At 51.8% G+C, this 14495-nt stretch carries 11 protein-coding genes and 2 pseudogenes; 4 read left to right on the top strand and 9 right to left on the bottom strand.

Annotated elements, in window-relative coordinates; all coding sequences use genetic code 11:
- Positions 1 to 15: 15 nt before the first annotated feature.
- Positions 16 to 585 (top strand): acetyltransferase, encoded by a 570-nt coding sequence (locus AB1S56_RS01415; protein ID WP_340873612.1) that lies wholly within the window; start codon positions 16 to 18, stop codon positions 583 to 585.
- 207 nt (positions 586 to 792) lie between these two features.
- A pseudogene (locus AB1S56_RS01410) lies at positions 793 to 2089 on the top strand (IS110 family transposase).
- Between the two features lie 426 nt (positions 2090 to 2515).
- On the opposite strand, the gene AB1S56_RS01405 reads toward AB1S56_RS01410, so the two are convergent.
- The 5 genes and pseudogenes from AB1S56_RS01405 to AB1S56_RS01385 form a co-directional block, all read right to left on the bottom strand.
- Positions 2516 to 3412, bottom strand: a complete 897-nt coding sequence (locus AB1S56_RS01405) for an IS3 family transposase (protein WP_367903410.1) — start codon at positions 3410 to 3412, stop codon at positions 2516 to 2518.
- Positions 3413 to 3447: 35 nt separating this feature from the next.
- Positions 3448 to 3768, bottom strand: coding sequence for a transposase (locus tag AB1S56_RS01400; protein ID WP_340872260.1), 321 nt, complete (start codon positions 3766 to 3768; stop codon positions 3448 to 3450).
- 174 nt (positions 3769 to 3942) lie between these two features.
- Complete coding sequence (locus tag AB1S56_RS01395) at positions 3943 to 4308, bottom strand: hypothetical protein (protein ID WP_340872261.1); 366 nt, start codon at positions 4306 to 4308, stop codon at positions 3943 to 3945.
- A gap of 244 nt (positions 4309 to 4552) precedes the next feature.
- Positions 4553 to 4749, bottom strand: a pseudogene (locus tag AB1S56_RS01390) (sigma factor-like helix-turn-helix DNA-binding protein); the annotation flags it as partial.
- A 15-nt stretch (positions 4750 to 4764) separates the two neighbouring features.
- Positions 4765 to 6600, bottom strand: coding sequence for a CotH kinase family protein (locus AB1S56_RS01385; protein ID WP_340872263.1), 1836 nt, complete (start codon positions 6598 to 6600; stop codon positions 4765 to 4767).
- Between the two features lie 770 nt (positions 6601 to 7370).
- Here AB1S56_RS01385 and AB1S56_RS01380 point away from each other — a divergent pair.
- Positions 7371 to 8228, top strand: coding sequence for a class II fructose-bisphosphate aldolase (locus tag AB1S56_RS01380; RefSeq protein ID WP_340872265.1), 858 nt, complete (start codon positions 7371 to 7373; stop codon positions 8226 to 8228).
- Between the two features lie 167 nt (positions 8229 to 8395).
- Here AB1S56_RS01380 and glpK read toward each other — a convergent pair whose 3' ends face one another.
- The 4 genes from glpK to AB1S56_RS01360 are packed head-to-tail and all read right to left on the bottom strand — an operon-like array spanning position 8396 to position 13147.
- Complete coding sequence (gene glpK, locus AB1S56_RS01375; RefSeq protein WP_340872267.1) at positions 8396 to 9892, bottom strand: glycerol kinase GlpK; 1497 nt, start codon at positions 9890 to 9892, stop codon at positions 8396 to 8398.
- Positions 9892 to 10839 carry a transketolase C-terminal domain-containing protein gene (locus AB1S56_RS01370; protein ID WP_340872268.1) on the bottom strand — a complete coding sequence of 316 codons (948 nt, stop codon included), beginning with the start codon at positions 10837 to 10839 and terminating at the stop codon, positions 9892 to 9894. The genes glpK and AB1S56_RS01370 overlap by 1 nt, the downstream gene beginning before the upstream one ends.
- Before the next feature lies 1 nt (position 10840).
- The gene (locus AB1S56_RS01365) at positions 10841 to 11689 is read right to left on the bottom strand and encodes a transketolase (RefSeq protein ID WP_340872334.1); all 849 of its coding nucleotides are present in this window, start codon (positions 11687 to 11689) and stop codon (positions 10841 to 10843) included.
- A 24-nt stretch (positions 11690 to 11713) separates the two neighbouring features.
- Complete coding sequence (locus AB1S56_RS01360) at positions 11714 to 13147, bottom strand: L-fucose/L-arabinose isomerase family protein (RefSeq protein WP_340872269.1); 1434 nt, start codon at positions 13145 to 13147, stop codon at positions 11714 to 11716.
- A 271-nt stretch (positions 13148 to 13418) separates the two neighbouring features.
- Between AB1S56_RS01360 and AB1S56_RS01355 the strand changes: the two genes are divergently transcribed.
- Positions 13419 to 14483, top strand: coding sequence for a LacI family DNA-binding transcriptional regulator (locus tag AB1S56_RS01355; protein ID WP_340872270.1), 1065 nt, complete (start codon positions 13419 to 13421; stop codon positions 14481 to 14483).
- The last annotated feature ends 12 nt before the right edge of the window (positions 14484 to 14495 follow it).

Below are 14495 nucleotides of genomic sequence, written 5' to 3'. Positions count from 1 at the left end.
CTATGGAGGGATGATATGCAACTGGCGCTGTTCCGCGAGTTTCTAACAAGAAGTAAGGGATTCATACAAGTAGGGAGAAAGGCAACTTCTACAAAAGGAATTGTCCGGGTCAATGGAAAGGTAAGTGTAGTCAACAAAGGAACGCTTAATATCGGATCGAACTTAATTATGAATGGCGAAAGAATAGGTTCTTCGGTTGTCGTATTTCAACAGGCAGAATTAACAATACATGATAATGTATTCATTAACTATGGTTTTGACATCGGATGTACGAAAAAGATAACTATCGGGAAGAACACTATTATAGGACCACTAGTCAACATAATTGATTCAAATTTTCACTCGGTAGATGCTAATGATGAGATTAGTTGCAAGGAAATAAATATTGGAAGGAACGTCTGGATATCGCGTGGAGTTGTTATATTACCTGGTGTAACTATCGGTGACAATTCAGTTATCGGTGCAGGCAGCGTGGTAACGAAAGACATTCCGCCGAATGTGTTGGCTGCTGGCATTCCTGCGACTACGATCAAGGAACTCACACCACCTCCAAAAAGATGGCTCCGAAAGTATCTATATAGTTAAGTGGAATATAATATGAGTACTAGATGATTAGACTAAAAGCTGCCTTCGGTCCTCAGCCGGCGCCAGCTTTTTTTGCGCATCCCATTAAAATAAAAATAGAGCCATTCCTGTAATGAAGTAATTTGAGCTTTGAACGAAAAAAGCACCTCTTGTATACTGGGAAACGTTCCGGCAAGAACAATCCCACATACGAAAGAGACGCTCAACATGAAGTATAAACTTAAGCAGAAACAGATTCAACGTATTACACAAATTACCGATTCAACGCTCGTAGTAGGAGCAGACATCGCGAAGAAGATTCATGTGGCTCGGGCAGTAGATTTCCGCGGTATTGAACTCGGAAAAGACTGTACGTTCCACAATGATGCGAGCGGGCTGATGAAACTTGCGACTTGGATGAAGGAGCTTAAACAAGCTCATGAAAAGACGGAGATCGTCTTTGGAATTGAGCCCACCGGGCACTAGTGGTTCCCATTAGCAGCGTACCTGAAGGAGCAAGGTATTAAAATCGTTATCGTTAATCCGCACCACGTCAAATAAAAGCAAAGAGTTAGAAGATAACTCGCAGACGAAGAGCGACTACAAGGACGCGAAAGTCATCGCCGATCTCATTCGCAATGGAAAGTACTCTGAACCGAATCTGCCGACAAAAGAGTATGCAGATCTCCGGATTCTAATGAATCTCCGAGAAAAGATGTCGGTAAGCCTAACGCAAGTTAAAGGTCGTATCGTCAATTGGTTTGACCGCTTCTTCCCGGAGTACACAAGTGTCTTCAAAGTCTGGGAAGGCAAGGCATCGCTTATGACGCTCAGAGCGTTTCCGCTGCCCGCTGAGATTAGGGCTAAGGGCTCCAGGGTCGTCCTAGAGCATTGGAGGACAGAAGTGAAACGAGGAGTAGGCATAAAGCGGGCGGAGAAGCTCGTGGCTACAGCCGCCACCTCAATCGGTCTTACAGAGGGCGTAGAGGCAGCTCGAATTGAACTGGCCGTCTTGTTGCAACAATACGACTTGTTTAGCGAGCAGCTCGAGACAACCATGGCAAAGGTGCTGGAGATCCTCGAGAGTATTCCGGGCACTGCACAGATGTTGTCGGTGCCAGGCGTCGGAGTGGTGACGGTAGCAGGGTTTCTGGCTGAAGTTGGGGATATCCACAACTACGACCATGGGCAGCAAATCATTCGTTTAGCCGGTCTGAACTTGAAAGAAAATAGCTCCGGCAAGAGAAAGGGTAGGACCGGAATAAGCAAGCGAGGGCGCTCGCGTCTACGAGCGCTGCTGTTTCGGGCCGTGATGCCGATGGTGGCTAAGAATCCTGCGTTCAAGGCGCTTCATCATTACTATACGACGAGAAGTCAGAACCCGCTGAAGAAGAAACAGTCCATCATCGCATTATGTGGAAAGCTTATCCGAATTCTTTTCACGTTAGGAACACAGCAGAAAGAATACGATGCAAATGATGTAATAGGGCCGGTTCGTCAAGCTCAGATACAAATGGCAGCTTAATCAAAGCATGACCTGTTAACTCACGATAAACTCAATCAATAGCTAAGACAACGGAAGCACTGGAGCAGCCGAAGGACTACAATCCATAAGGGCAACGACCCTGTAAAGGAGCAAGAATCGGCATCCACCCCTTGAGAGGTAGAACGAAGGAATATAAGGGCATAGACCCAGCGTGACATGGGAGGGTAAACCCCGAGGGTGAATGTGGATATCCAACTGTGCGATCATAACGAATTATCCACAGTTTTGGAATCTGACATCCTAAGCTCTATTCCCGCCTACGCTCTGACTTCAGTCAGTTGCCTAGGCCACATTCTCCATATTTAACGCTCAAGCTGTCAAAGTTGAAACGTATAGGCCCCCTTAATCAGGAGTCCTGTCCACCAGAATACAGTCTTTCGTAGAGTAGCTCGTTTTTTCGCATTCTTACATCGCTTTATGAAAAGAGGTGGTATCCTCAAGCGTCATGATCCACTCGGAGTACCTCGCTGGCGGCATGTTTCTCAAGCTGCCGTGCTTCCGGCGGTTGTTATAGAAGTCCATGTACGTATCCAGCGATTTGTAGGCTTCTTCCAGGGTCATGAACGTTTTTCTGCGGAACAGATTACGCTCTAGAATGCTGTGAAAGGATTCAATGTAGGCGTTCAAATCTGGTGTTCTTGGTGGGATGCGCTCGTGTTCCATCCCCAGAGACTCACACATGTCCCCAAACAGTTGGCTGACGAACTGCGGGCCATTATCGGTGCGAATTACGGGCATCGGTTCTCCTTCCGTTATGCGGTCCTGCAGCGCCTGATTAAGCGTCTGTACAGCGTGACTGGCTTTACAAGCTGCCCCTCTGTACTGTCCAACTACAACGCGATCGAACACATCAATAATGGACAGAACGAAAAAGAATCGTTCGACGCCGATGGCATACCCGTACTTGATGTCCATTTGCCAAAGTTGGTTGCGACCTGTGATGAGACGGTTCTTTGGCAGTCTCCGCGGATGGGGTGATTTGCGGTCCCACGCCTTCTGTAAGATGCCGAGCTCTTTGCAGAGGCGGTAGACCTTCTTCTTGTTGATCTTGAGCTTGTAGGGGTCATCACGCAGACACTCGGTGAGCATCTTGTAGCCGTACACGTGCTCCTCACCTTCCACAAATTCCATGAGCCTTTCCTTGATCTCTTCGTCACTCTTCGGTATGCCGCAGAACGTGTAGGTATGGCCAGGTAACGGCCGTCCTCTTTGGCCTGTAGCAGCTGATGGCGTAGGCTGAACTTCTCTTTTCTTACGTGCGTAGTACGTGGATTCCGATATATCTAGAATGCGCAGAACCAATGCTGCTGCCTCTCCCCGCTCAATGAATGGTTCTGCTACCTCAAGTCTTTCTGGTAAGCGGGGTTCTTCTTTTTTAGGAGATCACGCAGAATCTCGATTTCCAGCTCTTTCTCGCCAAGTACCTTAATGGCCTTTTCATAGCGATCTTCCACATCTTGAAGTCGCTTGAGCTCTTCCAGATGCTCATCCGTCAAGGGAATCTCTTCTGGAGGGATAGACTCCCGATGTTCCCTTACCCATGTTCGAACCGTTTCCGGGTGCAAGTCGTACAATCGAGCCAATACGCCCACCTTCACACCAGAGATCGCCTCCTTGACGATCCTCACCTTGGTCTCCTCATTCATCCGTTTCCTCATCCCAATCATCTCCCTCATTTCATTGTAGATTATTGGGGACGAGGACTCCAATTTAATTAGGGGGCCTTAGAGGAAATATTGAGAATACGTGAGGAAACAGGAGAAAACATTACTTTATAGTGGGAGGAATACAAAATAAAAAAATGACACCTATAAGATACAGGTGCCTACTCCTCACCGCCGAATGCTGTAGGATAACGAGCTAAAAGAAATATTATCATCCACACTAAGTGTCTCACTGATAATTGACTTAAATTCATTGAGTCGATATATTACTTCATCATTAAGGTCATTGGTTTCTACTTTTCTGTCTTCAATGTATGCGGCTTTCCGTTCCTTTTCATATGCTTTTTGGTCTCGTATGGATTGCTTAATTGCTCGTTCTTTGTCGCGTTCCACTTGACGCTCGAATTGTCTTTGAAGTCTTAAGTTTCGCTCATGTTCTCGAATCGCTGCATTTCTTGACCTTTCAGCTGCTCTTTGTGCTTTAGCAGCCTCTTTAGCAATTTTATTTAATGTACTTATGAAACCTCTAGCCATATTAGCCCCTCCAAATACCCCAATTTCCGTTACTTTTGTATACATTATACACCAAAACTTACACTATGATTAGTCAATTATACCTATATTTCGATGTTCTCAATAAGCAGCAAATCCTTCAAATTGAACATCCGAGCAGACCCCACTCACCCTTCACTTTGTGCACTTTAACTCGAAATACAAAAAGCAGACGCTTATTTTCAAGCGTCCGCTAAGATAAAATCTACTGCTTCGCCTTATAAAACTAATGATACAGTTTCATAAGCGCCCGCTCCTCAATCCGACTCACATAGCTCCGCGAAATCCCGCAATCTCCCGCTGCGTCCGCTCATCCCCGCCATACACCAACCCGAAACGCCCTATCACAACTTCCTTCTCCTGGTCATCCAATATGTCCAAATTCTTATAAATCTTGCTCTTCTCGATCTTGAGCTGCACTCTTTTTGTGAATACGCACTACTGGCCGCTGGCGGGCAGCCGACGTCCATTGCCCATCTGCGCAAGCGCAGCTATCCCCTCTTCGGTCAAGCCCAGCTCCAGCAGCTGCGCCTTCAGCTCGTCGGTCATCGTCCCTCCGGCCTCCTGTAAGAGCTGCATAGCCTTATTTATTGCCTCGCGGTCCAGTCCGTTCAAGCTGGGGAAGCCTTCCGGTCCGTCCAAACCGCCCATGCCTGCGCCTCCCATGCCGCCGATGCCCCCCATGCCTCCGCGATCTCCGCCGCCCTGGGAGCCAAGCGCCTGTAAGTTGATGGACGAAGCATCAATCAGCGCCTCGGCATTATTCGCCTGTCCTTCAGTGGTCGACGGGATGGTGCCGTCCAGCTGGCCTTTTATGCTCTGTGCCCGAAGCTCGCCCAGCTTCTTCAGCTCCGCGACGCCCGCTTGAAATTCCTCCAGTGTGTAGAAGGCAGTTGGATCTTGCTCCACATACTCCGTAATCATGGCGCTCAGCTGATCTACTGTCTGAGCGAACTTGCCATCCGCAAAGTATCCATCCACAATTTGCTGCACATATTCGTGATAGGTATCGAGGTATTCCGGCACCTCCAGCAGCTTGGCTAGCAGAGGACGCTCCTCCATGCTAATGCCTGAGACAGGGGTGTCGATCGGGAAGTTGACGACAGCCGAAGCGCTGTTCGACTGGAAGCCTCCGAACGCCAGGTTGTAGTCCCACGGCAGAATGCTGATTTGGCCATCATTTTCGTAGAGATAATAGTTGTGGCCCATATTAGAAATGTAGCTGTCGAGATTAACGACTGTCGTATGCGCTGCAAAATAACGAAGCACGGCGTCTACATCCACATACGTTTCCAGCTCATTGCCTTCACTCACATTTTTCAGCGCCTCGATGACACGCTGATGATCGGCCTCATCCGTCTTGGTCTCCGCATTGTCAAAGATCCCGGAGTAGCTGCTGATCTCATCATCGGTATATTGCAGGGAAACGCCGTTATTCGCCATGCCTCTCATTCCACCGCCGCCATTCTGCCGGTCAGGCATAGCTGGAGCCGCTCCTTCGGCAGCGCCTATCCCTCCCTCTTGATTACTCCTCTCAGGAGCTGCGCCAGCCGGCGGCTCCATTGCAACTTCAGGCTGTCTTCCTCCACCCATGCCGCCAGCATCCATGCCGGATTCAGGCTTATACAGCTCGCCTTCATCGTTGTACACACGTTGGAGGAAGCCGCTGTCCACATCCTCTACGGCCAAATACAGCCCCCAAGTCTCGCCGTTAAGCGAGATGTCCGCATAAGCAAACAGCGGCGCGTTCACCCCAATATAGGTCATGATGTCATATGACAAATACTCCTTCATGCTTGTCGCGTCAGAAAAATTGCTGTTCAGCACAAGCTTGTCGAGGCCGAGCCACGTCTGACCCTCCACATATTCATCGAACTTGATCTTGAAGCTGTATCGGTCTGTTGTCTCATCTCGCACAATAGAGGAGAGGCTGGAGTTGCCTTTGGGACGAATCCCAACATTCTCAATGGTTGTGCCGTTGATGGTGACGTCAGCCGATATATATTCTTCCGCTGCCGCATTGTCCAGCATAGCCTGCCATTCCGCTTCATCGACGGCTACGTTGAAGGTCATAATCCCCGTCTTGTCCATTTCGCTCACATATGCCAGCGTCGCCGCCTGATGGTCTCCGCTTGCCTCTGATCCGCCGCTCGCAAGAGCTGCGCCGGATTGCTGGCCCGCGTTCGCCGATTCTCCCGTTCCTTCGCAGCCGGCCAATAGAGCCACCGCCAGCCCAGCCGCCACGATGCTCGCCCATCTCGTTTTTATCGTCATCGTTATCACCCTTCTCACTGTATTCAGTCTGGACACTCTCCAATGGCGTCCCTGTCATGTTTGTATTGTAAAGGGTGAACCTTTAACGAATCTTAAACATGGCCGCCCGAAAAAAACGCGAACTATCACAACAGCAGACAACCTGCCGATTCTCCAAAAGCGACTGCCCCAGAAGAGCAGCTAGTTAGCCCTACAACGACACGAGGTGTCGCTATCGCAGCACATGGTGCACCAACAGATGCAACAGCGACACGTGGGATCGTTATGAGACCAGATAAGCAGCTAGTTGGCGCTACAACGACATGAGGTGTCGTTATGGCAACAAATGGTGCACCAACAGGTGCAACAGCGACACGTGGGATCGTTATGAGACCAGATGAGCAGCTAGATGGCGCTACAACGACACAAAGTGTCTCTGTCGCACCAAGCTCCACACTTTCCCCCCACCGTTACTCACAGATCGACTCTTCATGAGTCCAAAAACCCTGCATCCCCCGCTAATCCCCTCCATTTCGCAATAGGTAACGCTTACACGCTTTCCCGCAATAAAAAACGAAAGAAAATGCGCATTTTTTCATCATGAAATACGGCTAAATTCGGAAAGATCATGTATAATAAACAATTGAATGACAAGTGGACAGGAGATTGGATGACGAGCCTGCAGGAAGCTGCGGTCCATCCACGATCACACAACCATGTCCCGTTCGGGCATTGCGGCAACCATATAAGCGAAGCAATGATCTTAAAAACAGTGTAGGAGGCAATTAACAATGGCATTGGAATCCATGAAGGACATGCTGAACAAAGGGCTTCAAGAAGGTTATGCGGTAGGTCAGTTCAACATCAACAACCTGGAGTGGACGCAAGCGATTCTGGACGCTGCTCAATCCGAGCAATCCCCGGTAATCCTCGGCGTATCCGAAGGCGCGGCTAAGTATATGGGCGGCTTCAAGGTCATTACAGCATTCGTACAAGCTCTGATCGAGGAGCAAAAAATTACGGTTCCTGTAGCGATCCATCTGGACCACGGCTCCAGCTTCGAGAAATGTAAAGCCGCTATCGACGCTGGCTTCACTTCCGTTATGATCGACGCTTCCCACCATCCGTTCGAAGAGAACGTTGAAACAACGAAGAAGGTTGTTGAATACGCGCATTCCAAAGGCGTTTCCGTTGAAGCGGAGCTGGGCGTGGTTGGCGGACAAGAAGACGACGTCATTGCAGACGGCGTTATCTATGCAGATCCGAAGGAATGCTTCGAGCTCGTTCAACGTACGGGCATCGACTGCCTCGCTCCTGCGCTGGGCTCCGTACACGGCCCTTACAAAGGCGAGCCGAACCTGGGCTTCAAGGAGATGGAAGAGATCTGCCAAGTGATCAAGCTTCCGCTTGTTCTTCATGGCGGAACAGGGATCCCGACTGAGCAAATCAAAAAATCGATCTCCCTTGGCACAGCGAAGATCAACGTAAACACAGAGAACCAAATCGCGTTCACAAGAACGGTTCGCGAGGTTCTGGCTGCTGATGCGGAAGTATACGATCCGCGCAAATTCATCGGCCCTGGCCGTGAAGCGATCAAACAAACCGTTATCGGCAAAATCCGCGAGTTCGGTTCCTCCAACAAGGCTTAATGAGTGGAACAAAGCCAAGCGTAATCGGCTGCGCCGTCCTTTGGCGGAGCAGCACACGTTTGTCTTAGAACTTGTATTGATGCAAAAGCTGCCCGCCTTCCTCTTGCAGGATGGCCGGGCAGCTTTTTTTGGTGTCGTCTTCATTCGAGACGATAAATCAGCACCGTCTATCTCAGTACAGTCGCCACCGCAGCCTTCCAGCCTTGATACAAGGTAGCGCGAGTGTCCTTCTCCATGAACGGACTGTACCTGATATAGCTTTCGCTATCCAGGTTAGCCGCAATTTCCTCCTCCGATTGCCAGAAGCCCACACCAAGCCCCCCCATATAGACGGAGCCTAATGCGGACAGCTCGGAGACGTTGGACTTCAGAACCGTCTGCCCCAGCATGTCGGCTTGGAATTGCATAAGCACCCGATTATCACTGGCTCCTCCATCTGCGCGCAATGCGATCAGCGGCACCCCGGATTCCTCCTGAAGAAGCTGAACGGCATCCCTTACCTGATACGCAATGGAATCGATAGCGGCTCGCACGATTTGCGCCCTCCCGCTGCCACGGTTCAATCCAATAATCGACGCTCTGGCATCCGGAGCCCAATATGGCGCTCCGAGGCCCACAAAGGCGGGAACCAGATAGACACCCTCATGCTCATTCGCCTCCTGAAGCAAGGCGTCCAGCTCCTCGAAGGTTTGGAATAGACCCAGGTTGTCTCTCACCCACTTGAGACTGTCTCCGGAGGTCCGAATAACCGCCTCAAGCGCATAGGTTGCCTTGCCCTTGCGACCCCAAGCGACCGTGTTAACGAGCCCCTTCACTCCCTGGATTGGCCGGTCGCCGACATTCATCAACACCGACGTCCCCGTGCCATATGTGGCCTTCGCCATACCCGGATCCAGACACAAATGCCCGAACAAAGCGGCTTGCGAATCGCCAATAACGCCTGAGATGGGGACAGGCGTATCGAACAGTCCGAGTTCGCTTGCTTCGCCAAAAACAGCGTCAGAGTCCTTCGCTTCCGGCAGCAATCCGATTGGCACGCGGAACCATTGGCACAGCTCTTCATCCCACTGCAGCGTACTAATATTGAACAGCTGCGTACGGCTCGCATTCGTATAATCCGTAGCGTGAACCTTACCTCCGGTCAGCTTCCACAGCAGCCAGCTGTCGATCGTTCCGGCCAGCAATTCCCCTCGATCCGCACGAGCTCGAGCCCCCTCGATATGATCAAGCAGCCAGCTCCACTTCGTTGCGGAGAAATACGGATCCAGCATGAGACCCGTCTTCTCGCGCACCGACTCTTCATAACCAAGCGCCCGCAGCTCGGCGCAAGCCACCGCCGTCCGCTGGCACTGCCATACAATAGCCCGGCCAACCGGCAGGCCCGTTGCCCGATCCCAGAGCACCGCCGTCTCTCGTTGATTCGTTATGGTAAGAGCAGCCAGCTCCTCGCTGCGGATGCCCGCAGCGGTCATCACCTTCCGAATGGCCTGCTTCACATTCTCGTATATCTCGACGGGATCATGCTCCACCCAGCCGGGACGAGGATAATATTGCGTATGCTCGGCTGAGCCCCTGGCTAATACAGAGCCCATCTTGTCGACCAAGAGCGCCTTCGTCCCGGACGTGCTCTGGTCGACCGCCAATACATATTCCCGGTTCGCCATTAGATCACCTTCTTGGCGATAAGCGACTGCGCCGTCTGGGCAACGTTAGCCCCGCTGAGGCCGTAATGGGCGAATACCTCCGCCGTCTTGCCCGCTATTGCCGGCTCATCCGGAATGCCCAGTATGCTCATCGGCACAGGATGATGCTGAACCACAACCTCCGATACGGCCGCGCCCAGCCCGCCATACACGCTGTGCTCCTCCAGCGTAAGGATGCAGCCCGTCTCCTCGGCTGCCTTCCGAATCGCTTCCTCGTCGAGCGGCTTAATGGTATGCATATTGATGACGCGGCACGACAACCCGGCTTCTGCCAGCAGTTGATGGGCATCCAGCGCGACTCGCACAGTCTCTCCAGCTGCGATGATAGTGACGTCAGTCCCCTCTCGCATCGTGACAGCCTTGCCAATCTCGAACTCGTAGTCGTCGCTGTCATACACATCCTCAACGGGATTACGTCCGATCCGCATATATACACCGCCTACATGCTTCGTCAAAGCCTCGGTCATCCGCTTCGTCTCATGCCGATCGGCTGGAAGCATTACCGCGAGGCCCGGAATCGCCCGAGCAACCGCAATGTCCTGCACGGAGTGGTGAGACATGCCCAGCGCGCCGTAGCTGACGCCGCCGCTGATGCCTACAAGCTTGACGTTCGTGCCGGAATACGCCACGTCCACCTTGATCTGCTCGATGCTTCGCATACTTAGGAAGCATGCGGGCGAGGTGACGAACGGCTTCTTGCCGCTGTGCGCCAAGCCTGCCGCAATGCCGACAATATTTTGTTCCGCGATGCCTACCTCGACGAACTGATTGGGATACGTATCCGCGAACGGCGCCATGGACGCCGAGCCTCGCGAATCGCTGGCCAGAACCATAATATCGTGATCAGCCTGCGCAAGCTCCAGAAGCGTATCGCAGATCACTTTTCTATTGGGAATTGTATTTGCCATCTTATAGTCCCTGCCCTTCCGATAAGTACTTGCGGTCGCGGGCATCGAGCTCCGCCAGAGCCTTCGCCAGATCGTCGTCGTTCGGGACGTGATGATGCCATTTCGCCGAGTTCTCCGCGAAGGACACACCCTTGCCCTTCACCGTATTAGCCATCAGCAAGGTTGGCTTGCCTGGCACGGAAGGCGCCTCCTCGAACGCTTGCACCAGAGCATCCATGTCGTTGCCGTCGATAGACACGACATGCCAGCCGAATGCCGCCCACTTCTCCTCCAGCGGCTCCAGTCCCATCACCTCTTCGGTTGTGCCGCTGATCTGCAGACGATTGCGATCAATGATGCCCACCAGATTGTCCAGCTTGTAATGCGCGCCTGCCATTGCCGCTTCCCATACCGAGCCTTCCGCTTGCTCGCCGTCTCCCATCAAGCAGAACGTCCGGTAGCTTCTGCCGTCCCGCTTCGCCGCAAGCGCCATGCCAACGGAGATGGCCAGACCATGCCCAAGGGCGCCCGTATTCATCTCGATGCCAGGCACCTTGTTGTTGGGATGTCCAATCAATCGCGTACCGAACTCGCTGAACGTCTCCAGCTCTTCCTTGGGGAAGAAGCCTTTATCCGCGAGAATGCACCAGAGCGACTCCACAGAGTGTCCTTTACTGGCGATGAACCGGTCGCGATCCTCCCACTTGGGATTGGCTACATCCAATTTCATGATCTTATAATATAAGGCTGTCAAAATATCCGTATTGCTTAACGAGCCGCCCGTGTGACCAGTCTTGGCCCGATGGATCATGGTTAAGAGGTCCTTTCGAATCTGAACGGCTTTCCTCTTCAGCTCCAAGTTCGTTACCATAGTGGTCATTTCCGTCATCCTCCTTTATAATCCGGCTCCTCTGAGCCATGCTTGAATCTGCTGTTCCGTCGGATCCACTGGATCAGGCTTGAGACCCGGAATATACTGGCAAGCATCGTACAACGCCGGAATCGCATTGGCATGAATGCCTACGGAATGATGCACATAAGGACCCTTCACCAGTTTCTCCTCCCACAGCGGCCAATCGTTGACCTCAACCCATACATAGGAGCCCCGCGTATACGGGCCTTCGATGCCCTTGGCTTTACCGAGGAACAGCTGATATTCGCCGTGGTCCCCGTCGAAGCGCGCCAATGTCATATCTCCGCCGCGAATTTCCCCTTCATGCGTGCCAGGGGCATGGGAGTCGAACAGGAAATGCTTCTTGAGCTTCGGCTTATCCTCCACCGACAAGGACACCGGGAAATTGCCGCAATGGAACAGCAGCTCGCCATTAGCATTCTGCGGATGACGAATAGTCAAATCCGCGAAGAACGTAGGCGCCTGATTCATCGTAGCCGCTTGCACCATTACGGAAGTAATAGCTCCATGGATGTCGGTCTCGCAGGTAACTGGAATTTGCTCGTCGGTCAGAATGGCGTTGGCAAGGCACGGCATAATGCCCATAGCGTCCTGCAGCGAAGACCAGCATTGAATCGCGATTGCCGTGCTTCCTGTGCTTACCGCGTATTGCTTCATCGCCACCTTCAAGGCAGCAATCCGCCGCACGTCCTCCTCCGTCACCTCCGACCAATCCAGCTTCGCTTTGATGTAGTCCATCGCCGCCGCCAGCTCAGAGCTGTTGCCCTTCTCAATCCGCTGCGAGGCGCGCTGAATATCAATTAACGTGATGGGATGAATCTCAATGCCGAAGCGCTCAAGCAGCTCCCCCTCGTTGCACATCATGGTCCAGAAGGACGCCGGACGCGGGCCGATCTGCAGAATCCGCAGCTTGCGGAACTGGCGCACGACGTTCGACGCCGCAACAAAGTTGACGAAGCCGCGCTCGAATACGGGATCGTTCACCCTGCTGTTGGTAATGTAAGTGAAGGGAACATTGAAGCGGCGAAGCACCTTGCCTGTAGCGAACAAGCCGCATTGCGTATCCCGCAGCCTCATGCCGTCCTCAAGCGGCGCCTCGTCCTGAGGTCCCCACAGCAGGACCGGCTTGCCAAGCGCCTTCCCGACTCTGGCAACCGTATCCTCCGTTCCGAAATTGCAATGCGGGAAAAATACAGCGTCAACCTCTGCCTTCTTGAGGTGGTCTGCAATTTGCTCCGCATTGATATGATCGTCATACAGCAGCCCTTCGGAATTCAGGCCCTCCAGATCCACAATGTCCATATCCAAGCCAAAGCTTTCGATTTTTTCTCTGATCATAATCTTATACTTGTAAGCATCCTCGGCACTAAAAACGAATCGACGTGTAGGCGCATAACCCAGCTTGAACTTTTTCATACAATGGCCCCCCGAAATGAATTAGATACTAATAAACTAAACTAACTATAAATATAACTAAACTGTTTGTTAAATTTATATTCAGATTAGCATTTAAATTGGGTTCAGTCAATCGTTTTTAGCGCTGTTTAGTCAAAGGTTAATCTAGTTTCGTAATAAACAAACTAAACAATAGGGCGGGACCCTTGCGTTTTTAGTGGAATCATAGTACGCTAAACTCACTAAACTAAATACAGGAAATTCATATATTTCTAGAAACGGAGTTTTGCCATTGAAACTGGAAGACATTGCGAAGATTGCTGGCGTATCCAAGTCCGCCGTATCGTTGGCCTTCAACGATAAACCGGGCATCAGCTCCGAAACGCGCGAGCGCATCCTCAAGATCGCCAAGGATTACGGCTACACGCCTAAGCCGCGCGCTTCGTCAGACTCCTCTCCATCCAAAGCGTTAACGTTTCTCGTCATTACCAATTCCGGCATTGTATTAGAGGAATATTATCAGCAGCCCTTCTTCCGGGAGCTGATTCAATACATTGAGGAGCGATGCCGTGCCAAGGGCTATTCCATGATGTTCTCGTCCCTTGACATGGGCGCGTTCGAGCGCGATGTCCGGCTCATTGCGGACGACCCTCGGTCAGACGGTCTCATCTTGCTGGGCACCAACCTGTCGCCGGAGCATATTTCGTATATCGCCAGCCACCAGCGCAATCTCGTTGTGCTGGATACGAGCTTTGACACGCTGCCCGTGCACTTTGTGGAAATCAACAACTTTATGGGGGCTTATCAGGCAGGCAAGCATTTATATGAAATCGGGCATCGCCAGATCGGCTATATCTCCTCTAATGTGAGAATCCATAACTTTGATGAGCGGCGGCGCGGCTTCTCGGCAGCGCTCGAAGAGCGCGGCATTCAGGTGACGGAGCCCCACCTCCTGTCCGTTGCGCCGACCATCCTCTCCTCTCAGGAGTCGCTTCGCAAGCAGCTGGAGCAATTTCTGGCCAAGGGAGGCTCGCTGCCGACTGCCCTGTTCTGCGAATGCGACTATATCGCGATTAGCGCCATGAAGACGCTGGCGGAACTCGGCTTCAGCATTCCCGGAGATATCTCTGTTGTTGGCTTTGACAACATCACGGAGTCGGTTATTGTCTCTCCGGAATTAACGACGATTCATGTCGAGAAGGAGCGTATGGCGCATCTGGCCGTCGACCTGCTGATCGGCTCCATTCATGACGCCAAGGAGGTCAGAACCAAAATCAAAGTGGATACAAGAATTGTCCTGCGGCATTCATCCGCAGCGCCGCAGGCGGAAAGCCTTCGCGCGAATTCAACTGTATAAGGCATAACAACA

This window comes from Paenibacillus sp. PL2-23 (assembly GCF_040834005.1).
GTDB lineage: Bacteria > Bacillota > Bacilli > Paenibacillales > Paenibacillaceae > Pristimantibacillus.
Note: the sequence above shows the minus strand (reverse complement) of the source record. Positions and strands in the feature narration are given on the sequence as shown.